The following is a 23,394-nucleotide window of genomic DNA, read 5'->3' on the forward strand; positions in this document are numbered from 1 at the left end:
AACTAACAGAAATAAAAGTCGAATGAAGTCCTTTAAGAGAAAGAAAAATGTCGAAATTCTATGCATAGGAACAGAACTACTTTTAGGCAATATCTTGAATGGGAACTCTCGTTGGATCGCCGAAGAATTAGCGGCCCTTGGGATGCCTCATTTTCGGCAAGGTGTAGTAGGAGACAATATGGAAAGGCTAAAAGAAGCAATCCTTGAGTGCTCAGAGCGGTGCAATATCCTAATAACGACAGGAGGTCTTGGCCCTACACCAGACGATCTAACCACCGAGGCAATGGCCCAAGCCTTTGGCGTCAAACTGCAAATAATTGAAGAAGTAAAGCAAGATATAAAGGAAAAATTAACCTCTAAGGGGAAGAGCTATAGCCTAAATAATGAGAAGCAAGCGTTAGTCCCTGAAGGTTCAAAAATAATGCCCAATTCCAACGGTACTGCACCTGGAATAATTTGGAATCCAATACCAGGCTTCACAATAATTTCTTTTCCTGGTGTCCCCTCAGAAATGAAAAAAATGTGGTCGCAATCCGCCTTGCCATGGTTGGAGAAAAATGCAAATCTTCAAGGTACAATTGCTAGTAAATTGCTACGCTTTACAGGCATAGCCGAATCAAAGCTAGCAGAAGATCTTAGCGATCTACTTCATCAAAGCAATCCAACTATTGCACCATACGCTGAACTAGGAGAAGTCAAGTTACGAGTAACAGCTAAGGCTTCTAATGCCGAAGAAGTAGAGCAATTAATGAATCCATGTATTACAAAAATTCGTGAACGTACCAAGACACTTTGTTATGGATCAGAACAAGATAGTCTTGCCTCAGTTGTGATAGATCTTCTAAGAAAAAAAAATGAAAAACTTGTCATTGCTGAATCTTGTACTGGAGGAGGACTCGGTGCAGCATTAACAGCTGTACCAGGCGCTTCTGATGTTTTCTTAGGTGGAGTTATTACTTACAGCAACGATCTAAAACAAAAACTACTTGGAGTAAACAAAGAATTACTTCAAAAACACGGTGCTGTTTCAGCGCAAGTCGCTGAAGCTATGGCAAAGGGTGTCAAAGAAAAATTGGGAGCAGATTGGGCCATTGCCATAACTGGATTGGCAGGCCCTCTAGGTGGTAACAACAAAAAACCAGTGGGACTGGTTTTTTGTTGTATTGCTAATCGAAAATTTTGCAGCACCAAAAAGGAACTTTTCGGGAACTATCACGGGAGAGCAGGGATACAGCATTTGAGCATTGTCCGAAGTCTTGACGAACTACGTTTGCTTTTGCTCTCCGGGAGCTAGGGTTTCGACTTATGCAATTAACTCTTGAGCTCTGGCACCCTTTACGACAAGGTCTGGGACCTGCATCGGGTGAGCGAATTGGCAGGAGGCTCGACTCAACTGCTTGTAGGACTTCATTTAATTCATGAAGTTACAAGCCCTCAAGCATTTGCAGCTCTAAAAGACAAAGGTTTGAAGGTTAAACATCCTGAGAGGACAGTGGCTACTGTCGACCACATTGTTCCAACCCAAAATCAACAAAATAGACCTTTCCAGGATTCTCTTGCTGAGGAAATGCTCAGCACCTTGGAAAAAAACTGCCTAGATCAAAAAATCACCCTCCATAGCCTGGGAAGTGGTAAACAGGGAATTGTTCATGTCATAGCTCCCGAACTAGGTCTTACCCAACCAGGTATGACAATCGCGTGTGGTGATTCACATACCTCCACTCACGGTGCTTTTGGCGCAATTGCTTTTGGCATTGGAACTAGTCAAGTAAGAGATGTCCTTGCAAGCCAAACTTTGGCAATGAGGAAGCTAAAAGTAAAAAAGATTTGGATTGAAGGCCAACTAAGTAAAGGGGTTTATGCCAAGGATCTGATCCTTCATATCATTCAAGTTCTGGGAGTTAAAGGTGGAGTTGGCTATGCATACGAATTTGCAGGTCCAGCAATTTCATTGCTTTCGATGGAAGAAAGAATGACCATCTGCAATATGGCTATTGAAGGGGGCGCCCGCTGTGGATATATGAATCCTGATTCTGTCACCTTTGAGTATTTAAAAAACAAACCTCATGTACCACAAGGCAAAAACTGGAAGCGTGCCGTTGAATGGTGGGCAAGTCTTTCAAGCAATGAAAATTCCAGCTTCGATAGTGAAGTCTGCTTTGATGCTTCCAAAGTTGCACCAACTGTTACATGGGGAATAACTCCAGGCCAAAGCATTTCAATTGACCAGAGAATGCCCATCCCTGAGACCCTCGAACGAGTAGAACGTTCAATCGCTAAAGAAGCTTATAAATATATGGATTTAAAGCCTGGGGAGCCTATTAAAGGTATTGAAGTAGATGTTTGCTTTATAGGAAGCTGCACAAACGGTCGTCTCAGTGATCTGCAAATTGCCGCAAGCATTGCTAATGGCCGCAAAGTAGCAAAAGGGATAAAGGCTTTTGTCGTACCGGGTTCAGAGCAAGTAGCTCTTGAAGCCAAAGCACAAGGTCTTGATTCTATTTTTCAAAAAGCTGGCTTTGAATGGCGAGAGCCTGGATGTTCAATGTGTCTAGCCATGAATCCTGATCGACTCGAAGGACGTCAAATCAGTGCCAGCTCAAGCAATAGAAACTTCAAAGGTCGTCAAGGGTCGGCAAGCGGCAGAACTCTCTTGATGAGTCCTGCAATGGTTGCTGCAGCGGCTGTTACTGGAAAGGTTACAGACGTAAGAGAACTTCTTAAAAACAACTCATAACCTTCGGCAATCAATGATGGAACAAAAGCCACCATTCCCTAAAGGGGCAATTCAAAATTTAATCGGTAGAGCTATTGTTCTAGAAGGAGATGATATTGACACAGATCGAATAATACCTGCGCGTTTTCTTAAATGTGTCAGTTTTGAGAATTTAGGAAGTCAATTATTCGAGGATGATCGAAATGAACTAGAAGGACGACACCCATTTGATTTAAAAATATTTCAAGGGGCATCTATCTTGATAGTAAATTGCAATTTTGGATGTGGCTCAAGTCGAGAGCATGCTCCACAGGCACTTATGAGATGGGGGATACGAGGAATAATAGGTGAAAGCTTTGCCGAGATCTTTTATGGCAACTGCCTAGCACTTGGCATACCTTGCGCTACAGCCCAAAGCAATGAAATCAAAGCCCTACAAAATACAGTAAAGAAAAATGCATCATCCGAATGGAAGATGGACATAGTCAATAATAAGTTTTGGGGGGACAAGTATGAATTAGAATTAAATATTGAGAATGGGCCAAAAGAAATGTTGCTTACTGGAGATTGGGATATAACAACACAATTAGTAGGGAATGAAAAGGCTACAACCGAAATCTTAAATAGACTTCCCTATTTGAATTCTTTCGATTAGTTGTAGAGTGAGGAAACTATTTAGAGGACGGAATAAAAGGCAAGCCGGTTCCTCCAAAGTCAAAATCATTAAGGTTAACTCTGATACCTCCTATTCCCTTATGAGAGTTATAGTAAATACCAAAATCATATGATCTTCTCTGCCAGCGGAACTCTATTTTTGAATTAATTGCCTCGCCATATACATCAGATGAAGGATCGACATTAAAGGCAAATCCTGTATCAAGAATTAATGGACCAGCTATTTGTTGAGTCAATCCTATCTCTACAACTGCCAGGTCTGTAGCCTGATCAAAATCAAATGGGCTTGAACCATTCTTAACTGTGCCCTTAGCAATAACAGCAAGTTTCGTGTAATCAAGGAATGGTTTTTTGAACCTGCCTAAGGTCAACGAAGGCCCACCACTCAAACTGATCGTATTTTGAGTTGCTCCCCCCTCATAGAGTGCAGCTGTCGCACTGATATTAGTCTTTAGATAAATTCCTGGAATTATTTCTTTTGAAGAATATCTATAGTCGAATATCTTATTCATTCCTTCAGGCTTACCTATAAGTAATGGATAGCTACTGTTCAGTGAGGCGAACAAGCTATATCTCCACAATTCGGGAATCTCGGAAGACTCATGTCTATCAGATCTATACCTTCCCAAGCCTGTTCTTAGCAAGTAATTATTAGTAAACTTCTTAGCCTTCCAATCATTTCGTTTCTCCCAGAAGGCACCATATGCGGAATAAATATCTGTTTGGCCTAAAGATCCATTCCAGGCCCTATACCTTGAAGCCCCAAAAATTCGATTGTTTACCTTGCCAATAAAAGGTAAATTATATTCACGGCTAATCCCTCCCCAAAAACGGCTGGCATTAATAAAGTTGTCCATATTAAATGTACTTAAGCTTGCATTAGCTTCTAATTGCCATCCAAAACTCTCGCCATCAAGTTCGGCTTTTAAACCAAAGAGATCTGATGTCTCAGCCCTTTGAACGACTTCATTACTATTAGAAGCACTTCCAGGCTTTATATAACTACTTGTCTCAAGGCTATTTGCACGCTGAAGCATTACCTGGGGCTGTAGATATAAACTATATTTTTCGCCAATATTAATAGGTTTAAGATTCCTTCCAATAAAAATGCCATCCCTGTCTTTGTTATCTATACCTAGAACCCATCTGTTTTCTATTTCTTCTTTCTTTTTTATTCGTTGCTTTCTTGAAATGGGCAAAGGGAACCTCTCCTCTAAAATTAAATTATTCTGACCAGTTCTTATAAGAATATCTCCATTAGACAATTCTTTAGCAACAACATTCTTTGCATCAATTCTTGTCTGAGTTGGCGTAAAAGGATCATTAGTAAAGCCCATTCGGCTAGCCTCCCAACCTTCTGGCGTGATAGTCACAGTTGGAGCTTGTATGCGCCAACGACTAATTGAACCACTCATAAATTTTGTCCTTCCTTGCAAATTCAGCTGAGAGACTCTTATTCCGCCATATTGATTTTGCTCTTCAATATTGCGAGCAGAAGTTGGCACACCAAATCTCTGTTCAAGTCTTAATCTATTAATGGGTTTTACATTGTAAACCCGTTGATTAATTGATCTAATCACCCTAGAGCGAATTTTCTCCTTTTCTAAATTAGATATTTTTTCATTAGTCTGATTCTTATTTTTATTTGCAACTTGATTTGTAAGTGGTGAGTTCTGATTTAAACCGCTAGTGCCTAGGATTTCATCTTGATTGAATGAAATAATAGCAAGATCTCTTTCATTTTTATGAACGCATTTATTTGGAGGATCTATAGCATATTTACTATTATCTTTGATATCCTTACCCCACCTATATCTGGCTCCAAGCAAATAAGCATTACTCCCCTCCTCAGCACCATTGTACAAACCATATGCCCCTGACCTATGATGAATACGACCAACCAATGAAAGACTTTTAGAGACTTTAGCTTCAATTTCAAAACCTAAATAATTCAAAAGTTTATTATATTTTTTTCTGAAAGTTCTTTCATAATTACTAAATCTTGTGTAGTAACTAACACCTTCTATAAGGGCAAAGCTTAGCCATGGTCTAACCCACAACCTTGCGCCTATTCCCAATACAAGCTCATCAAAGGCTTGCGAAGAAGTATCCGAGTAAGGCTTCGCTTGATTATATTTACCACCCGCTTGCCTAGCAACATCATGCCTAAAGAAATCAGCTTCCAACCCAAGAGTCAAAGGGCCTGCTCTATAAAGTCTTTTTTGCAATCCAACTCCTAACAAATATTCTTCCCTCAGGTTCCCATCAAATACAAATGTATTTCGAAAGTTTGCATCAATCTTCTGGCCGGCCCAAATAGTCGCCGACCAAGGGTGAGGATGCCAATCGGGGATTGAGGGTATAGAAGGTGGGCATATTTTTGACTTCCCTAGCTCAAACTTCTGATCTATTTTTTTAGAAGTTCTATTCACAACTTCGCTTACTTTTAGCCGGTCGACTGACCTATTCGTTGAAAGGTCTTTAGAAACCCTAGCCAAGTCAAGTATTCCATAAACATCTTTCAACACTCCATTTCTATCCAGGAAGCTATAACGAAATGAAGTTGCCTGAAAATACTGAGAACCCTTTTTAAATTGAACATTTCCAGTTGCATATAGAGAATTAAAATCACTAGAAAATTCAATTCTTTCTGCAACAAGAGTCCCCCCATCAACATCCACCCTCGCACTTCCTTCGGCAATAAAAATATCTTTTTCTAAATCATATATGTGTCTATCTGCGCTTAAAGACAAAGCCTTTGGAGGAATGCCAGAGTTGATCCGCGATTCGTTGCTTTCAGCAAGAACTCTCTTTGATTTACCAATATCTAACGGCGAGCCTATAGAAAAGGCACCAAGTGATGCTGACTTATCTTTGTTGTTGCCCTTCTCAGGCCATACACCTCCAGACGCAGGACTGAATCCCACTGCACCTGAGGTAAGAAGACCAACAAAAAAAACAGAGGGGCGTTTAGCCACCACAAATTTTCTTAGGAAGCTGATGATCCTCCCATGCTTAGTAGGTCCTAAACACCAACAAGTCCCAGTACTAAGTCTGGCGCGCGAAGGCCTCTATTTTCAGAAAGGAGTCCTAGTCCTGTGGAGCTTCTAGATCCTTTCTCGCAGGCGTGCGGGTTGGATCGCTAGCCAAGAAGCCAAAAAGGAAGACTCCGACGAAGAAAAAGACGATCGTGTAAACGGAAATCTTGAGGGCGAGCATGGATACCGACCACGTCTAAGTTAAGTGATCACATCTTATGGGATTTACCAGCCTTAAAGACCTCAGGGGGGGGGGTCAAGCCCAAGTATTGGCGCGTATTGAAATGTTTCTAAGTCACAAAAGTCACTTTTTAATCGAAAAAAGGCTCCGCATAGACATCGATATCCAAAAAAAACTGCCAAATACGCGCCAAAAGTAAAGATTGCGATAATTAAGTACAAATACTTAGCGGGGGGATTCTGGTTGACGGATTCTTTCAAGAATCAATCATCATGCTCATCGAAAGGATCGTCTAAGCGCTTAGACGGAGGCCCAAATGCTGTGTAAATCCCAAAACCAGTAAGTCCAAACAAAGTCACCAACAAAACAATTGCTAATGAGAGGGCAGGGGAAGTGGTTTGCATCAAATCTCTCGACAGAATCAATCTTATAGGGGGCATTACCCATAGAATATCCAAACTGATCCTTCAACTGAGACACGAGCCTCGCCATGGGACAAAAAACAGCAATCGGAAGTCTGCTCAAATCAATAGGCAACTCTGGGCAGGGAAAGGTTGTTCCAGGATGGGGCGCCGTACCAGTTATGGCAGCCATTGGCGTAATGCTGCTTATCTTCCTGGTAATCATGCTCCAGATATATAACCAGTCATTGCTTCTTCAAGGCTTCTCGGTTGACTGGAATGGGGCTGGCTGAGGTTAAAAAATGAATGTTTTTGGCATCGGTCTTCCTGAAATAGCGGTAATCGGTGCCTTAGCTCTCGTAATATTTGGCCCCAAAAGGCTGCCTGAACTAGGACGAAGTCTGGGTAAAACCCTTAAGGGTTTTCAGGCTGCATCCTCGGAATTTGAGCGGGAACTAAACAAAGCCATGGCCGAGCCTGAGGCATTGGATAGTGCGAAAATTCCTGAAAAAACCATCTCAACAAAAGAAAGTCAATCTCCAAAACCCAAAGAGGGATGATTCCTGGAGATATCAAGCTGTTAGTAGGACTTGGGAACCCTGGCTCAAAATACAAAACCACACGCCATAACATAGGATTTATGGCCTTAGAGAGGTTGGCGCAAGAAAATGCCGTTAGCTTCAAAAAGCACACCAGAATTGAAGGACTTCTTGGAGAAATTGGTTTTGGTACTAAGCGTGTTCGGTTATTAATGCCAAACACATACATGAATGAAAGCGGCCGCTCAATCCGCTCAGCCATGAACTGGTTCGATCTCGAGATTGAACAATTACTAGTTTTAGTTGACGATATGGATCTACCTCTTGGCAAACTTAGACTTCGAACCAAGGGAGGATCTGGCGGTCACAATGGTTTAAAAAGTACTATTAGTCATCTTGGAACCGAGAACTTCAACCGCCTAAGAATTGGTATTGGTGCTCCAATTGGAATGCCAGAAGAACGACGAGCAAATACCGTTTCTCATGTTTTAGGAGTATTTTCCAAATCAGAGACCCTCCTAGTTGAGAATACGATTAAACAAGTAATTACAGGAATCAATATTATTCAGGAATATGGTCTCGAAAAAGCAAGTAACCAACTTAACTCCTATCAAGCCACTAAACTTGAAAAATAATAATGAATACTCTCCCAGCCACTGCAGCTTGCCTAAGAGTTAACCGTCAGAATTTTGCAGAGAATTTTATAGATGGAGAAGTCTCTGCGGGAGGGTTTGAATGGAATTTTCATTGGGAATTCAGCCAAGGAGAATTACAAGTAGAGCCCTCTCTTGGCAGAGCACTCATTCAAGATGCTTTGCTTAGATTCCTTATTAAAATGGACTATCAGCTTGAGCCAGGTGAAAATTATTTTTTTACTGTTAGGGCTAAGTTTTAAACTTTTTTGATCCTTTCCAACACAGCTTCTTGCCTAGGTAATTTTCTAAAATAATCAAAGCCGCTACAGCATCTAAATTTTCTTTCGGTAAAACTAATCCTCTTGGCAGAAATCTAGTGAAATCTTGAGGGGGCCAAAGTTCCCAATAACGCTTTCTGGCTTTTAAAGTAGTGTTAAACTCTTCTACAACTTGTAAAGATGCAACGCCAGTTAATTTTTCTTCCCAATAATCACTACTAGTACCATTGCCGAGCAAAATCAAGTCAATATTGAATTGTGATTTCCAAAGGGTTATTAAATCAATAACCGCACCTGCATGAACAACTCTTCCTTCCAAAACCAAACCCTTTTCTGGGCATGAAAGTACAAGACCACATTTGTGTCTACCAGGATCAATAGCTATCAGTTTGCCCATGTACTGCTTTTATCGGGCTTATTGATGTTCTGCTTTATGCGTAAACCTATTTTCACTTGATCTGACGTATCACTACTCTTTAAAGCGAACGACTCTAAAATAATAGTTCCACCTAAGAGACCTACCAATTCCTTGCCCAATTGATTAACTGAACTTGCATCAAATTGAAGTCCTGAGCTAAGAGATCCTCTTCGCCTAACCTCTGCGAAAGTAGAGGCTAGTAAAAGGTTTATCTGCTTTCGTATTACATCAGTGGTTCGATCTCTTGGATTAAGGGTGATCTTTCCCAAAACATCACCTTTTTGTACAACAGCAATGTTTGGTCTTACCTCCGGGATGGCATAAACCCATTTTTCCCCTAGCAAAACATTACCTGCTGAACGAAAATTAACGACCCATGTACCAGACTCACTAATAGTTTCTTTAAGCTTTTGAATTTCCTCTCTAGGCACCCTCAGGATCTGCCTATTTGGTTTTTCACCAGGCAAAACCCGCCTAAAAGCCTCAAGATTTGCCTCCTGAAGCAAACGATCAATTATCCCTTTAGCTTGATTCGGGTTATCTAATCTGAACTTCGCAGTAGCCAATCTTTGTCCGCTACTTAAAACAACAGCACCTCTCCTTAAAGCAATCAAATTACTTTCACGCAACCTCAATTCCTTTTGAGCTGCCTTGATCTTTGCTTGTAGGCCATCTAATTGAAATAAACCAACTCTCAATTGCCTGCTCACAAGCAACATCAAACCTAACGATAAAAAACTAATAAGGCTCCCTGTTAGGACTGTGATTAAAACAGCTGTGCTTCTTGGTCGCAGGTTAAATATGCTTAAACGAGCTTTGCCTACTCGACTGCCAAGCCGATCCCCAAGAGTGGATAAGACCCCTCCAAGGACCAATAAAAGAACAATGAGCAGCCAGCCTGTCACGAAAAACGTCGGGCCAAGTTTTTATTTGATTCAAACAACATGAATGGTAGGAAGGGATCACACCTAATTGAAACGCTTAGCAAGAGCAATTGGGTCTAATACCGTAATTTTCTTACGATCAATTTCTACCAGGCCAGCGCTACGTAAGTCTCCCAAAAGTCTGGTAATTGTGACCCTTGTAGAACCTATGGCCTCTGCTATTGCCTGATGCGAAAGTCTCAAATCAATAGTAATTCCTTGATCCCCAGGGACCCCAAAATCCCTGCAAAGAACCAATAAGAAGCTTACTAAACGTGATGACATATCACGATGAGTAAGTGTTTCTATCATCGTTTCTGTTTGCAAGATTCGACTGGAAAGCCCCTGCAAAAGAAGCAACCCAACGCCAGAGTCATCTTCTATCGCCTGTCGAACAGACACAGCAGGAGCCGTAATCATCTCAACCCTAGTGAATGCAACTGCGTGATAGAAGCGATCAGATCTATGGCCTGTTAAAAGAGAAAGAACCCCAAAAAGACTATTCTCTCTCAATAGGGCAACCGTAATTTCTTCACCAGATTCATAGACCCTTGAGAGTCGGACTGCTCCTCTTCTTATTAGATAAACCCTCTCTGCAGGATCCCCAGGGAAAAAAATAGTTTTAGCTCTTTCAACCATTTCAGTGCTAGCACCTTCGAGGGCACGAATCACATCCACCAATGTTCTGCTATTCCCAGCAGGAGCATTAGCAAGGCTTGGAGAAGAACCTTGAGCCACGGGTTGTGATGCATAGCGGCTAAAACCGCCAGGAGCTACAGCCATATATGCAAGGTAGTTGCAAGGACGCTAAGGAGCAGTGAATTAAAGCCTTGTAGCAATAGTGACTATTTTTAGGCTTAATTGTTTAAAGCCGATTTTTGTGCAACCTGAAGTTCCATTAGTCCCTTCTCAGCCAAATCAAGGAAAGAATTCAATTGCTCTCTAGAAAATGGAGCTCTTTCAGCAGATCCCTGTATCTCCAATAGCTTTCCCTGAGAATCCATCACAACGTTTAGATCAACATCTGCAATTGAATCCTCCTGATAATCAAGATCAAGCATTGCTAAGCCATCTACCAAACCAACTGAAACTGCTGCGACTTGCTCCTTGAGAGGATTTTCTTCTAAAAAACCTTTTTCGACTAATCGGGAAAAGCCACGATCAAGAGCGATCCACGCACCTGTAATGGAGGCCGTCCTGGTCCCGGCGTCTGCTTGGATTACATCACAATCAATTTTTACAGTTTTCTCCCCAAGCAACGACATATCTAGGACTGATCTCAAAGTCCTACCTATAAGTCGTTGAATTTCCTGAGTCCTTCCAGAAAGCTTTATTAATTCTCGTTCTTGCCTAACCGGTGTTGACCCTGGAAGCAAACGATACTCTGCGCTCAACCATCCTTTACCTTGCCCCTTCCTCCAACGGGGCACTCCGTCCTCAATACAAACACTACATAAAACTGCTGTATTGCCGGTGCGAATCACCAATGAGCTCAACGCAAACCCCATTGGATCCCAAGTCACTTCAAAAGGCCTTAGTTGATCGTTAAAGCGACCAGAAGTACGTGATGGGCTAGAACCACTCATGAAAAACCAAAATTTAAAAAGCGTCAGAAACCTAAAGAATTGGTTTTCACACCATAGATAGTGTCAAATACCTTGTGAGTCAGACTAAGGCCGCTAGATTTTAAAAAAGGCATTAGCTCTGCTCCTAATTTTAATGAGTGCAAGCCCGAGTCAACGACCCAGGAAGACATCACCACCGGCCTGTATAGAAAGGCCACCACTTGTTGCTGTTCCTAGCCATCCTGCCCTACATCTAGTTGCGCAAGAGGGACAGCTGCAAGTTCATACCGCACCTTATAGGGGCAGTTTCTCCGTTGTACTTAGTGAAGCTCTTAGGGCTGCTGGATTGGGCAGGCGTGTCATGGTTGCTCAATTCCTAAAAGGTGGGGTACACCAGGGGCCAAATAGATGTATTCGACTATGTGGAAAGCTGGAGTGGCTAAGACCTGACGTATCAAGCTGCCTATCCAAACCGCCTAATGATGATGTACATGCCTCCAAAAATGTTAAGGCGGTTGAAGCAATTTGGAAGATATGCCAATCTCACCTTATTAAAGGAGATTTAGATCAACTAGTTCTAGATGAAGTAGGGCTAGCTATTGCCCTCGGATATCTAAAAGAAAACGAGGTGCTTTCTTCTCTCGAGGCAAAAAAAGGAGGTATGGATGTCATCATCACAGGACCATCTATTCCCTCTCGAGTTATGGCAATTGCCGACCAAGTCACCGAGTTACGTCGTGGTTTCTGATGCTTAAAAACGATCGCTGGATTACCGAACAGGCCGCAGCAGGAATGCTTGAACCATTTCAAGCAGGACTCATAAGGCATTTGAACCCTCAACTGAATGAACAACCAGTTTTAAGCTTTGGTTGCTCTTCATACGGATATGACTTGCGCCTATCTTCTAAAGAATTCCTCATATTTAGGCATGTTCCAGGTACTGTGATGAATCCAAAAAGATTCAACCCTAACAACCTAGAGCCAACATCCTTACACAAAGATCAAGACGGTGAATTTTTCATATTGCCTGCCCATTCATATGGGCTAGGTGTTGCATTAGAAAAAATGAAAGTGCCCGAAAATATTACTGTTATTTGCTTAGGGAAAAGTACATATGCCCGCCTGGGAATCATCGTAAATACAACTCCTGCTGAAGCGAGTTGGGAAGGACATTTAACTCTTGAATTTAGTAATAGTTCTGGAGCAGATTGTAGGATCTATGCCAATGAAGGAATATGCCAGTTACTCTTCTTTGAGGGAGACCCCTGTGAAACTACTTACAGTGACCGCAAAGGGAAGTATCAACATCAACCAGAAAAAGTAACCCTTGCTCGAATCTAAAAAAGTGGCAACTGTAGAACTAATTACCGTAACGCCTGATGCTGAAAAAGCTATGGCTTATATAGCCAGAGTAAGCAACCCAAATAATCAAGAGAATGAAAGCTACTCGGGCTTGTTGAAATACTGTATTAAGCATGAACATTGGAGCGTCTTTGAACAGGCATATATGACCCTTCAGATTCAAACAAATAGGGGTATTGCTGCTCAAATTCTTCGTCATAGATCATTCACATTTCAAGAGTTCTCCCAACGTTATGCTGATAGCACCCAGCTGGGGTACATTCCTATCCCCGAATTAAGAAGGCAAGATTGCAAAAATAGACAAAACTCTATAGACGATTTATCTACAGAAATAAAAAAAAGTTTTGAAGAAAAAATTCAACAACAATTCCAGAATTCTATTGAACTTTACGAGTCAATGCTAAAAGCAGGAGTCGCAAAAGAATGCGCAAGGTTCATTCTGCCTTTAGCTACTCCCACACGAATCTACATGACAGGTTCATGTCGTTCATGGATTCACTATATAAATCTACGTAGTGGCCACGGAACTCAAAAGGAACATTTACAATTAGCGGAAGCTTGCAAAGTTATTTTCTGCGAACAGTTTACTACCGTTGCAGAGGCCCTTGGTTGGCATAGATAACGAGTTTAATAATATCTAATAGCCTTAACTATGCGAGCGAGGGCCAACTTGAACCTCATTAAAAGAACTGTCGTCAAGATTGGCTTCACTACTATTTAAAAATGAACTAACAGAACCAATACCTATTGAAGAAGGGAAGGGTGTATCATTGAAAAGAGAGTCCATTAATAAATAAAGTTCTTCTCTTGAACGTAAACCAACTGATCTACCTTTGAACTTCCCTTTTGCATCAAAAAAGTTTAATTCCGGAATCCCATTGACTTCATATTTATCAAGGAGGTCTTCCCAAATTGGATTATCTACATTGAGCAAAACAAAGTCTATTTTTTTTTCATTTTTTTGTTCCAATTCCAGCATGGTTGGCGCCATCTCTTTGCAAGCCTCACACCAACTCGCATAGAACTCAAAAACCGTTGGGCGACCATTCGCTAGGGCAACCTCAGGGTCAAGGGATCTTCTCGCAAGTTGCTCCAAAGGGCCTGCTGGATTCATCCCCCCTTTTAAAAAGAACAGCAAAGTAGCCATGCCAACTGCTACAAGAGCAAGAAAAATCCGTTGAAACTGACCAAGCGAAGAGGATTGAGGACTAGCTGCCATGATCAAACAAGGTTGATAATTCCTTTAGTTGAACTATTTTCTTTTAGTGTGACACATCTAAAACAGATCAAAAAACCTTTTTTAAAGTGGTTCGAGTCATTTCAAATTGAATAAAAGGTTTTTTCATTGAATTAAAGATCAATTGCATTCCATAAAATTTATTTTTGGACTCCGCACGTAAACAAACCATTCAACTCAATAGAAATTTAGGACGCCATCCTTGAGTCTTTATCCAATGACCTTTAAGCTTCAAGCTAATTTTGAGACCTAAATGGCCCAAGCCGCCATTAAATCAGTAGAAACTCCTTTAACAGCAGTCCCTCTAAGGTTTGGGACAGATGGAATTCGTGGACATGCTGAGTCTTTCCTGAATTCAAAACGTTGTCTCGAAATTGGTTTTTGCATCGGAAAGGTACTGTCAGGTAGCGGACCTGTTCTGATTGGCAGAGATTCCCGTTGTAGCGGTGAAGCTATGAGCTATGCCCTAACGGCTGGGCTTAATGCAGCTGGGAAGGAGGTTTGGGATTTGGGTTTATGCCCAACCCCAACTATTGCAACACTCATAAAAGAGTCAGGAGCTATAGGCGGATTAATGGTATCTGCAAGTCACAACCCACCTGAAGACAATGGAATAAAAGTCTTCGGGCCAAATGGATCAAAGCTTAAAAGCTCAGATCAAAGAATTATAGAAAGTTATTTAGAGGAAGACCTTACAGGCAAAATTTCACAAAAAACGACAAATAATAATTCCAATGTGACTAAACACCCTGAGCTCCTAACGAAATATCAAAGGAAGCTAGAGGCCTCAACAAAAGGACAAAGATTAGATGGTGTTTCAATAGTCCTAGACCTTTGCTGGGGATCAGCTACTGCAATTAGTGCTGAGGTTTTTACAAACTTAGGTGCTCAAGTAACTGTGCTACATGGCCAGCCCGATGGGAAAAGAATTAATGTGAAATGTGGTTCTACTAATCTTCTACCACTCCGAAAAGCTGTCCTTGAAACAAATGCTGAAATGGGCTTTGCGTTCGACGGAGATGCTGATCGAATGCTTGCAATAGATAGTAAAGGACGTGTTATAGATGGCGATCATATACTTTATCTTTGGGGCTCGGCTTTAAGAGAGCAAAATGCTCTCCCAGAACAAAGGCTTATAGCAACAGTTATGTCCAACTTAGGATTTGAAAAAGCTTGGGAAGACAGTGGGGGCCTTTTAGAACGTACAGCGGTTGGTGATCAATATGTGCATACTGCAATGCTCAGCAGCGGTGCTGCATTAGGAGGAGAGCAATCAGGACACATTCTTTCCTCAGAGCATCAATTTGCTGGTGATGGTTTATTTACCGCCATCCAACTTTCAACTCTTTGTAAATCAAAAGGATTAACTCTTACTCAATGGTTAGATCAGAGTTTTACACCATTTCCTCAAAAACTAGTAAATATACATGTTCCAAATAAAAGTATCAGGAGAGGTTGGTCTAATTGTCAGCCTTTAAATGAAGCCATTTTAAATGCTAAGGAAGCAATGGGCAATGAAGGAAGAGTTATAGTTAGGGCAAGCGGAACTCAACCTTTAATTAGGGTAATGGTTGAAGCATCTGATTCAGGGTTAGTTGATTCTTTTTCCTCTAAAATTGCTTGCCTGGCAGAACAACATCTAAATGCAGCCTAAACTTTATTTTAAATAAATTAAAATCAACTTTCCTCTAATTACAATCGCAAACATCCCATTCCTCCTCTAGCAATGACAAGGTGGGAATAGAATTTTTATTTCTTAAAAAGAGGGCCCTATATATAGGGGAACCATTTTGAGAAGCATAAATCTCCCTTTCAGTTGCAATACTCATAGGATTATTTGTCAGCCATGCCTGAGACTCTTCACCAATACGTTCAAAACAATTACTCATCTCAATCAACTTCAACATTGGATCGATTACCGACAACAAATCACTTTGAATAAAAAGCTCCTTACCAGGCGACAAGGCATTTGCAATCGACAGCAATAACTTTGGCTGAAGAACTCTGCGTTTCTTATGCTTTCTCTTAAACCAAGGATCGGGAAATTGAATTGTTACTCTATGAAGTTGTTGTTTTGAAAGGTTATTTAGCCAGGCGTCAAGACTCACATTTGCATTGCAAAAGAGAAACCTAAGGTTAGCTATACCTAGCTGCTCACGTTCACGCTCCGATGACAACACAAGAGGATGGCGAATTTCGACTCCAATATGGTTCCAATCCAGCTGCAAAGGAGCTAGTTCTAGTAAAAACTTTCCTCTTGCAGAGCCAATATCTAAATGCAATGGCATATCATAATCTTCAAACAATTCTTCAGGCCTAGGTATGCTTCGAGGCAGCTGAAAAAAACGGCTTAGAGGGTTGACATGTTGACGCACTAATGAAAATTTTTAGAGGAGTCTTCTATAGAAGAAATATGCCTTAGAAGACCCCAACAAGCTGTATATCCATGAACATGAGTTGCTCCACCAACCGAACCAATCTCCCCATTACAAAATGCACCTGCAATTGGAACTTCTTGAATCAACTCTCTAGCAATTGCAACATCCCCATTCTTAACTCCATATAAGCTCTCCCCTCTACCTAAACATGCCATTAATAATCCAAAAACTGGAGGTTGATCAGTTCTGTCTAAGGCTGCTCTCAAAAGCTGAAAGGCCTCCTGCCGTGAGGCGTCTGCTTCTCGCAGTTGAAACTGCACATTCTGCCCTACTCGCATCTGTTCAGCGACAGCCACAGCTCCGTTATTTGGATCAACACCTATAAGATTCCGAACTAAAAAACCTGCTTGGGCTTTAGGCGAACCAGTCCCCCCTATAACCAAATCTTTACATTCAACTCCAAGGAACAGAGAATGCCTAACGAGGTCTCTTTCTCGCTCTGTCAAATCAGCAAGAACTCTTTGTAGGAAAGCAACAGGACTATCTCTTGATTCCTCATGACTAAGTTCTATCAGAACATTTTTTTGAACCCGTTCAATCGCAAATACTGGACCTATAGGTTTGCAACCCTGCGCAACAACTGACTCTAAGAACCATTCACCTCCAAAGGTACAACCGACAGCACCATCAACTACTTGATCTCCAAAAAAAAGAGAGCCATGTGCAGCATTATGAGGGCCAGCTATTCCTCCAATAGTTGGTACAGAAGGATAGGCATAGTCAAGACCACTTATAAGGTCATTAATTGATCGTGTGGTGGGATCAACCAATAGCAACATGCTATTGGTTGTTAGAGGGTCTGATCCCACCCATTGCTGCCAATCATGAGAAGGCCCATCCAAATCTGGCAATGAATTTGTGTTTATCGCAAAAGGGTGCAATACAGCACCAGGCAAATTCAACAGAGTTACGCTTAATGCAGGTTTCCGCTCAACCTCAGATGTGATCAAATCACTTCTCGTACCTATCACTCCTCCTCCAGCACAACCCAACCAATGCCTTGCTTTTAAGCGGGCTTTTAAAAGTGGAAGCAAGCGGGGCAAATCACTTGCATAATCAGTCGAAGCAAAAACAAGCGCCAAGTCTGCCGTGCTTTCACCTTTAAGATTGTCGCCAACCTCTTTAACGGCACTCTCTAAAGAAGCTTGCTCAGACAAGGCCGTCCGGCAAGTTGCCTTAGAGGCACGTTGAAAAAGCCAATTTAAGGAAAAGTACGAACCCATAGACTCGACCCTAACAACTCCTTTACTCATCACTGCGAGATTGATAATGACGACATACATAAGGTTGCTATGAGTGAAATCGAATACCGCTTACTCGTATGGCTGACTTATCGACTTGCTGGAATATTCGCTTTAGGCCTACCTCTAGTACTTCTCATCTGGTCAATCCTCAGAAATCAAAGCTCCCTAATACGCCTCTTAATTATCTATTGGAAAGTCTCAAGCCTTTTAGCAATAAGCCTATTGCTTCTTGCTGATCATCGTCCAATGGGATACATCGCATTTTTTCTCGCACCTTTCTTGATGGCCTCCTCGGTCTGGTTCTGGACAGATCTCAATGAAGAACTTGCAGATCAACCACCATTTCGACCTTTACCGTTCACGGTAAAGCTATGGCGTTGGGCATTAACAGGGTTTGCAGTTTTAGCTGGAACAGTTTCCTACCAAAGTCTTGCTTGCTTAAATTTTGTACAGCATGCGAATTGCTTACCCTGGCTAGAAGGGCCAAAGTTAATCCAGCAAACTATAGAAACTCTATTTAAGTTTCTTTTTGGGGCGCAATGGACCGAGCCAATATCAGCTTTCATAGGATATATAACACTATTTGCTTATATTCTTGGAGTGCTTCAACTCCTTTTAGTAAAGCTGCCTAAGCAAGGGAGAATCGCAGGAGGATTTTAGCCAGTAAAATAAAAAATCAAGCCTCACCTATTCAATCAATATAATATTAATGTTATAAAACAAGAATTATTTAGAAGAAAATATTTACTTATTTTTCCAAAACTTCGATACAGCGGCTACAAATAGTGGGATGATTTTCATTAGAGCCTATATCACTCTCATAATGCCAGCACCTCTCACATTTTAGACCTCTTGCTCTCGCAATTTCAATTAAAGCAAGTTCACTCTTATGGCTAGCCAATACCTCTGCCCAAGGCTCCCCTCCTATTTGTAGCTGTGAAACAATTAGCCAATCTCTCAAGCCATCAACTTCTTGATTCCCAGAATCATTCAGCCAATTCAAAGCATTCTTTAACGCAGAACTGACAGGGTCCACCCGAACAGATGCCTCAAGAGATGCTCCAATCTCTTGTTGATTTCTACAATCTTCGATAACACGATTTACCGCAGATCTCAACTCACGTAATTCATGCATTGGCTCCACCAATGTTTTGTCCCTCCAGGCATCATCTGGGACAGGCCATCCTCTTAGAAACACTGAATCCTCATCTACATCATATGGGATATTCTGCCAAATGTCCTCGGCCATATGACACAGTACAGGTGAAATCATACCTGCTAGTTTTTCAACAATAAGCGACATTACTGTCTGACAACTTCTTCTTCGGAAGTCATCACTATGACTTACGTAAAGTCGATCTTTTGCAATATCTAGATAAAAATTTGACAAATCTGACACACAAAAGGCCTGAAGAATCTGAAAAAATCGCGCAAACTCATAATTATCAAACGCTAATGAAACGTCATCAATAACTTCAGCAGTTCTATGGAGCATCCAACGATCAAGCAATGGCAGCGAATCAATTTCTATTGAATTACAAGATGGGTTGAAGTCATGCAAATTACCCAAAAGATACCTTGCGGTATTTCTTACTTTTCTATAAACATCTGACAACTGGCGCAATATACCAGGGCCTATTGGCACATCAACGTTGTAATCAACGGAGCTTACCCAGAGTCTAAGGACATCTGCTCCATAAGCGGGTTCTAGTTTTTGATTAGTGCCCCCATTTATAACAACTGAAGGATCAACAACATTTCCTAGAGATTTACTCATCTTCCTACCCTTCTCATCTAAAGCAAATCCATGTGTGAGAACTGATTTATATGGAGCTTTACCATTTACCGCTATAGATGTAAGCAAAGAAGACTGAAACCAACCTCTATGTTGATCTGAACCTTCTAAATACAAGTCAGCCGGATAACTAAGATGATCAGTTTCTAATAAAACCGCTGCCCAACTAGAGCCTGAGTCAAACCAAACATCCATAGTGTCAGTTCCTTTTCTCCATTTTGCTGCTTGCGAGGCATACGAAGGAGGCAATAGTTCTGACTCATCCCTTTCCCACCAAATATCTGATCCATACTTTGAAATTAGACTATAAAGGTGATCTAATGTCTCAGAGTTCAGAAGAACATCATCACCATCTATCTCATAAAATACAGGAATAGGCACCCCCCAATTTCGCTGTCTAGAAATACACCAATCACCTCGCTCTCTAACCATTGCTTCCATTCTATTTCGTCCTGAAGAAGGTAACCAATTAATTGATTCAATTGCATCCAATGCTTCTTTTCTAAATCCCTCTACAGAAGCAAACCACTGCTCTGTAGCACGAAATATGGTAGGTTTTTTTGTTCTCCAATCATATGGGTATCTGTGGACATAGGGCAACTCCTTTAAAAGTGCTCCCTTATCAATAAGAGCAGAAATAATTGCTTGGTTTGCATCCTTAAGAACATTTAAACCCTGAAAAGGACCTGCTTGTTCGGTTAAAAATCCTGCATCATCAACGGGACAAAGAATTGATAAGTTGTTTTTGCGCGCTGTATTAAAATCATCCACCCCATGACCTGGTGCAGTGTGTACAAGGCCTGTACCAGCGTCAGTTGTTATGTAATCACCTCCTGCAACCACTGGGCTATTACGATCCATCAAAGGATGTCTATACATAAGACCAACCAAAAGACTCCCTTTAACTAGCCCCCTAACATTCAAATCTTGATCAAGGTTATTACTAAATTCTTTCAAAAGCTCTTCAGCAACAATCAGGATGCAACCTTTGGGGTCTTCAACGAACAAATAGTTTAAATTCTTGTTAACAGAAACAGCTAAATTCGCAGGTAAAGTCCAGGGTGTTGTAGTCCAAATTGCAATCTTTAAGGCCCGGCCTAATGACTCTGATTCTTGGGGTAATTTAATAGACTGTTCGTCCAAAGATATTCTTAACTTCTGAGGCAATTTAATTGCTGGAAAGGCTACATAAACACTCGGACTTTTATGCTTTTCAGAATATTCTAATTCTGCTTCTGCTAAAGCCGTTCTAGAGCTTGGGCTCCAATGTACTGGTTTAAGTCCCCGATAAATATGTCCTTTCAATACCATTGATCCGAATACTTTAATCTGAGCAGCTTCATATTGCTTATTTAGAGTTAAATAAGGCTTGTCCCAATGCCCCCAAATACCCCACCTTAAGAAGCCTTTACGCTGAGAGTCAACTTGCTTTTGTGCATAGGCTGCAGCCTTTTTACGCAATTTAATTGCTGATAATTGCTTGCGATTATCTGGATCAATTGATTGTAAAACCTTTAGCTCAATAGGCAAACCATGGCAATCCCAACCAGGAGTAAAGGAAACTTTTCGGCCTAAAAGTATTTGATACTTATTAATTATGTCTTTGAGCACCTTGTTCAATGCATGACCCATATGCAAAGGACCATTTGCATATGGAGGTCCATCATGAAGAGTGAAGCTAGGTCCAGTATTCAACAACCCGATTTTCAAGTTTATGCCTTTCTCTTCCCAAAACCTCTGCAATTCAGGTTCTCTTTGAGCTGAATTGGCACGCATACCAAAACTAGTCCTCAAAAGATTGAGGGTCTCCTTGTATTTCGGGCCTTTTTGCCCGTTCTGTTGCTTCTCCTGACTCACGGGTGGATTCAAGAAACAGGGTTAAAAATCTTCAGAAGAAGGCTTCTGCTCATAGCGGGTTTCCTTGGTTTCTTGGTCAACTGGTGCACTCGCTGACATTACCTCCTTTAGTGCACCCCTTGAATCCTCTTGAGTGGACTGCTCTTTCTGAACATCTGGACGAACCCATTTCTTCCCTATTGAACTTGGCTTGGGTTTACTTCTAAATAATTTTAAAAATTCACCCGCAATTTCTCCAAGATTCAAAAAGGCCTTTTTCAGCTGATCAAAACTTGTCGTCCATCTTTCGATGGAGCCAATCCGGACTTTCTCCTGGCTACTTAAAGCCGCCCAGCGACTCTGAACAACTTCTAGTCCCAATCTGCTTATTAGAAATGTCCCACACAGGACTGCAAGCATCGGTGATCCCAATAAACGATCATGACTAGTGATCAAAACCAATCCAAGCAATAAAAAAACAGCCCCTACTAATGCATCCCGTGGTCGGCTTAGCTCTGTCAAAAACAAAGGAAGCAACAAAACCAACAGGCCTAATAAGACTGCAAGGTCTCCGGCAATAGTTGCCAACATTGCACAAACAAGCGTTACTTCATTCTGATGGGTGAGATCAATAGGGCCACTGTCACCAGGAAGATGAAAGGAAAAACCATCTATAAGGTTTATCTCGAGTTAATTGAAATCCATCACCCTTTCCAAGAAAGCAAAAACCCTCTGGGAATGGCTTATTGACTCATCTGATGCAAATCTAATGTCCAAACCAGCCTCAAACAGAAGATTTTTCAAGATCGAGAAGTTACTTGGATGTATAAACTGGATTCCAAGCCTCCCTTGTCCTTACAAGGGAGAACATTTGGCCCACCTGGCGGAATTGGTAGACGCGCTGGTTTTAGGTACCAGTGACTTCGGTCGTGGGAGTTCAAGTCTCCCGGTGGGCATTATGAAAAAAACAATAGATACACTGGATATACCTATTGGCCTTGTTCGTAGGGGGTCAAGCCCCCGCTGGGTATCCGTTGTGAGAGCTCAAGTAACTTGCGAAGGTTCTGATGAACTATGACTCAAGAATTAGCTAGCACTCAAATTAAAAAGGCTCATAACACTTCAAAATCTTTTGCTGATTGGCAAAAGATTTTGAAGCAGTACAAGGATCCGCCTAATGCATGGAACCCTACTGTTGGCCTGTTCTTCGGAGGATATTGCCTTGCAGCTCTAACCATATGGGAGTGGTATCAAGGCAACTGGCCATTACCAGTTTTAGTAGGCCTTGCCTTTTTGTCTTTACATATGGAAGGGACGGTAATTCATGATGCATGCCATAACGCAGCGCATCCCAATCGTTGGATCAATCAAGCAATGGGACATGGCTCAGCAATATTGCTTGGATTCAGCTTTCCTGTTTTTACAAGAGTCCACCTGCAGCATCATTCACACGTGAATGATGCTAAAAATGATCCAGATCATATTGTCAGCACATTTGGTCCAGTTTGGCTAATAGCTCCAAGATTCTTTTATCACGAATATTTTTTCTTCGAAAGAAAACTTTGGCACAAATATGAACTTCTTCAATGGGGATTAGAACGTGGCCTTTTTATTTCGATTGTTGTTGCAGGGATAAAATATGATTTTATGAACGTTATATATAACCTTTGGTTTGGTCCTGCACTAATGGTAGGAGTAACCTTAGGAATATTTTTTGATTACTTACCTCATAGGCCATTTATATCAAGAAATAAATGGAAAAATGCAAGAGTCTATCCAAGTAGAGTTATGAACTTACTAATAATGGGGCAGAACTACCACCTTGTTCATCATTTATGGCCGTCAATTCCCTGGTTCGAATACAAGCCTGCATACGAAGCAACAAAACCTCTTTTAGACGCCAAAGGATCACCTCAAAGAATGGGGATTTTTGAAACAAAGTCAGATGGCTTCAACTTTCTCTATGATGTACTACTAGGAGTTAGAAGTCACAAAAAACGACGCAGCAAAATGCGTCCTATAGCAAAACTACTCCCTACCTCAAGGCTAAGAAGAAGTTGGATATCACTGCTTCATAAAACAGCAGTTATTCCATTCCAAAAGGAAAAGTAAT

25 protein-coding genes and 1 tRNA gene are annotated in these 23,394 nt (G+C 41.3%); 14 read left to right on the plus strand and 12 right to left on the minus strand.

The genetic code is table 11. The annotated features are described in order from the left end of the window. Window positions 1-22 precede the first annotated feature (22 nt). From SOI83_RS04635 to SOI83_RS04645, 3 genes are read left to right on the plus strand one after another with little or no spacing between them, the layout of a single operon-like run. Entirely contained in the window at window positions 23-1,294 is a 1,272-nt protein-coding gene (locus SOI83_RS04635) for a competence/damage-inducible protein A (RefSeq protein WP_320677502.1), read from the plus strand. 24 nt (window positions 1,295-1,318) lie between these two features. Next, complete coding sequence (gene leuC / locus SOI83_RS04640) at window positions 1,319-2,737, plus strand: 3-isopropylmalate dehydratase large subunit (protein ID WP_320677503.1); 1,419 nt, start codon at window positions 1,319-1,321, stop codon at window positions 2,735-2,737. A gap of 16 nt (window positions 2,738-2,753) precedes the next feature. Beyond that, the gene (locus tag SOI83_RS04645) at window positions 2,754-3,371 is read left to right on the plus strand and encodes a 3-isopropylmalate dehydratase small subunit (RefSeq protein ID WP_320677642.1); all 618 of its coding nucleotides are present in this window, start codon (window positions 2,754-2,756) and stop codon (window positions 3,369-3,371) included. Window positions 3,372-3,387: 16 nt separating this feature from the next. On the opposite strand, the gene SOI83_RS04650 is transcribed toward SOI83_RS04645, so the two are convergent. The 3 genes from SOI83_RS04650 to psbN all read right to left on the minus strand — a co-directional run bounded on the left by SOI83_RS04650 (window position 3,388) and on the right by psbN (window position 7,014). Further along, a complete protein-coding gene (locus SOI83_RS04650) occupies window positions 3,388-6,372 on the minus strand; it encodes a DUF3769 domain-containing protein (protein ID WP_320677504.1) in 2,985 nt (994 codons plus the stop codon). A 109-nt stretch (window positions 6,373-6,481) separates the two neighbouring features. Then, window positions 6,482-6,610, minus strand: a complete 129-nt coding sequence (locus SOI83_RS04655) for a photosystem II reaction center protein I (protein WP_320677505.1) — start codon at window positions 6,608-6,610, stop codon at window positions 6,482-6,484. Window positions 6,611-6,873: 263 nt separating this feature from the next. Further along, the gene (gene psbN / locus SOI83_RS04660; RefSeq protein ID WP_320677506.1) at window positions 6,874-7,014 is read right to left on the minus strand and encodes a photosystem II reaction center protein PsbN; all 141 of its coding nucleotides are present in this window, start codon (window positions 7,012-7,014) and stop codon (window positions 6,874-6,876) included. 86 nt (window positions 7,015-7,100) lie between these two features. Here psbN and psbH point away from each other — a divergent pair, with 86 nt between their 5' ends. From psbH to SOI83_RS04680, 4 genes are read left to right on the plus strand one after another with little or no spacing between them, the layout of a single operon-like run. Next, window positions 7,101-7,304 (plus strand): photosystem II reaction center phosphoprotein PsbH, encoded by a 204-nt coding sequence (psbH, locus tag SOI83_RS04665; protein WP_320677507.1) that lies wholly within the window; start codon window positions 7,101-7,103, stop codon window positions 7,302-7,304. Window positions 7,305-7,313: 9 nt separating this feature from the next. Beyond that, window positions 7,314-7,571, plus strand: coding sequence for a TatA/E family twin arginine-targeting protein translocase (locus tag SOI83_RS04670; protein WP_320677508.1), 258 nt, complete (start codon window positions 7,314-7,316; stop codon window positions 7,569-7,571). Beyond that, window positions 7,568-8,185 carry an aminoacyl-tRNA hydrolase gene (gene pth, locus SOI83_RS04675; protein ID WP_320677509.1) on the plus strand — a complete coding sequence of 206 codons (618 nt, stop codon included), beginning with the start codon at window positions 7,568-7,570 and terminating at the stop codon, window positions 8,183-8,185. Before SOI83_RS04670 ends, pth begins: the two co-directional genes overlap by 4 nt. Window positions 8,186-8,187: 2 nt before the next feature. Beyond that, a complete protein-coding gene (locus tag SOI83_RS04680) occupies window positions 8,188-8,445 on the plus strand; it encodes a DUF3146 family protein (protein WP_320677510.1) in 258 nt (85 codons plus the stop codon). Here SOI83_RS04680 and SOI83_RS04685 read toward each other — a convergent pair. The 4 genes from SOI83_RS04685 to rph all read right to left on the minus strand — a co-directional run bounded on the left by SOI83_RS04685 (window position 8,435) and on the right by rph (window position 11,390). Then, the gene (locus SOI83_RS04685; RefSeq protein ID WP_320677511.1) at window positions 8,435-8,860 is read right to left on the minus strand and encodes a resolvase; all 426 of its coding nucleotides are present in this window, start codon (window positions 8,858-8,860) and stop codon (window positions 8,435-8,437) included. The two genes, SOI83_RS04680 and SOI83_RS04685, sit on opposite strands and share 11 nt — an antisense overlap. Then, window positions 8,848-9,786, minus strand: a complete 939-nt coding sequence (locus tag SOI83_RS04690) for a DUF3084 domain-containing protein (protein ID WP_320677512.1) — start codon at window positions 9,784-9,786, stop codon at window positions 8,848-8,850. Before SOI83_RS04690 ends, SOI83_RS04685 begins: the two co-directional genes overlap by 13 nt. Window positions 9,787-9,849: 63 nt before the next feature. Next, entirely contained in the window at window positions 9,850-10,587 is a 738-nt protein-coding gene (ntcA, locus tag SOI83_RS04695; protein WP_320677514.1) for a global nitrogen regulator NtcA, read from the minus strand. A gap of 74 nt (window positions 10,588-10,661) precedes the next feature. Further along, entirely contained in the window at window positions 10,662-11,390 is a 729-nt protein-coding gene (gene rph, locus SOI83_RS04700) for a ribonuclease PH (RefSeq protein WP_320677516.1), read from the minus strand. A gap of 133 nt (window positions 11,391-11,523) precedes the next feature. Between rph and SOI83_RS04705 the strand changes: the two genes are divergently transcribed. Genes SOI83_RS04705 through thyX form a run of 3 tightly spaced genes read left to right on the plus strand, consistent with a single transcriptional unit; the run spans window position 11,524 to window position 13,353 of the window. Continuing rightward, entirely contained in the window at window positions 11,524-12,117 is a 594-nt protein-coding gene (locus SOI83_RS04705) for a cob(I)yrinic acid a,c-diamide adenosyltransferase (RefSeq protein ID WP_320677518.1), read from the plus strand. Beyond that, complete coding sequence (dcd, locus tag SOI83_RS04710; RefSeq protein WP_320677519.1) at window positions 12,117-12,710, plus strand: dCTP deaminase; 594 nt, start codon at window positions 12,117-12,119, stop codon at window positions 12,708-12,710. The genes SOI83_RS04705 and dcd overlap by 1 nt, the downstream gene beginning before the upstream one ends. 4 nt (window positions 12,711-12,714) lie before the next feature. Further along, entirely contained in the window at window positions 12,715-13,353 is a 639-nt protein-coding gene (gene thyX, locus SOI83_RS04715) for an FAD-dependent thymidylate synthase (RefSeq protein ID WP_320677521.1), read from the plus strand. Window positions 13,354-13,377: 24 nt separating this feature from the next. Here thyX and SOI83_RS04720 read toward each other — a convergent pair whose 3' ends face one another. After that, on the minus strand, window positions 13,378-13,950 hold the full coding sequence (locus SOI83_RS04720; protein ID WP_320677524.1) for a thioredoxin domain-containing protein: 573 nt from the start codon (window positions 13,948-13,950) through the stop codon (window positions 13,378-13,380). Window positions 13,951-14,221: 271 nt separating this feature from the next. Between SOI83_RS04720 and glmM the strand changes: the two genes are divergently transcribed. Beyond that, window positions 14,222-15,622 carry a phosphoglucosamine mutase gene (gene glmM, locus SOI83_RS04725; RefSeq protein WP_320677526.1) on the plus strand — a complete coding sequence of 467 codons (1,401 nt, stop codon included), beginning with the start codon at window positions 14,222-14,224 and terminating at the stop codon, window positions 15,620-15,622. 34 nt (window positions 15,623-15,656) lie between these two features. Here glmM and trmB read toward each other — a convergent pair whose 3' ends face one another. Together trmB and SOI83_RS04735 are read right to left on the minus strand one after the other, a co-directional pair. Beyond that, window positions 15,657-16,343, minus strand: coding sequence for a tRNA (guanosine(46)-N7)-methyltransferase TrmB (gene trmB, locus SOI83_RS04730; protein WP_320677528.1), 687 nt, complete (start codon window positions 16,341-16,343; stop codon window positions 15,657-15,659). Then, window positions 16,343-17,629 (minus strand): FIST N-terminal domain-containing protein, encoded by a 1,287-nt coding sequence (locus SOI83_RS04735; protein ID WP_320677643.1) that lies wholly within the window; start codon window positions 17,627-17,629, stop codon window positions 16,343-16,345. The genes trmB and SOI83_RS04735 overlap by 1 nt, the downstream gene beginning before the upstream one ends. Before the next feature lie 69 nt (window positions 17,630-17,698). Between SOI83_RS04735 and SOI83_RS04740 the strand changes: the two genes are divergently transcribed. Then, window positions 17,699-18,310 (plus strand): DUF3177 family protein, encoded by a 612-nt coding sequence (locus SOI83_RS04740; RefSeq protein ID WP_320677529.1) that lies wholly within the window; start codon window positions 17,699-17,701, stop codon window positions 18,308-18,310. Window positions 18,311-18,398: 88 nt separating this feature from the next. Here the strand turns inward: SOI83_RS04740 and ileS are convergent, their stop codons facing one another. Both ileS and SOI83_RS04750 read right to left on the minus strand, forming a co-directional pair. Beyond that, window positions 18,399-21,302, minus strand: coding sequence for an isoleucine--tRNA ligase (ileS, locus tag SOI83_RS04745; RefSeq protein WP_320677645.1), 2,904 nt, complete (start codon window positions 21,300-21,302; stop codon window positions 18,399-18,401). Window positions 21,303-21,323: 21 nt separating this feature from the next. Next, window positions 21,324-21,872 (minus strand): hypothetical protein, encoded by a 549-nt coding sequence (locus tag SOI83_RS04750; protein ID WP_320677530.1) that lies wholly within the window; start codon window positions 21,870-21,872, stop codon window positions 21,324-21,326. A gap of 283 nt (window positions 21,873-22,155) precedes the next feature. Here SOI83_RS04750 and SOI83_RS04755 point away from each other — a divergent pair. Both SOI83_RS04755 and crtR read left to right on the plus strand, forming a co-directional pair. After that, window positions 22,156-22,237, plus strand: a tRNA-Leu gene (locus SOI83_RS04755). A 118-nt stretch (window positions 22,238-22,355) separates the two neighbouring features. Further along, window positions 22,356-23,393: a beta-carotene hydroxylase gene (gene crtR, locus SOI83_RS04760; protein WP_320677532.1), complete on the plus strand. Its 1,038-nt coding sequence runs from the start codon at window positions 22,356-22,358 to the stop codon at window positions 23,391-23,393. The last annotated feature ends 1 nt before the right edge of the window (window position 23,394 follow it).

The organism is Prochlorococcus sp. MIT 1300 (assembly GCF_034092375.1).
In the GTDB taxonomy this organism is placed as follows: Bacteria; Cyanobacteriota; Cyanobacteriia; order PCC-6307; family Cyanobiaceae; genus MIT-1300.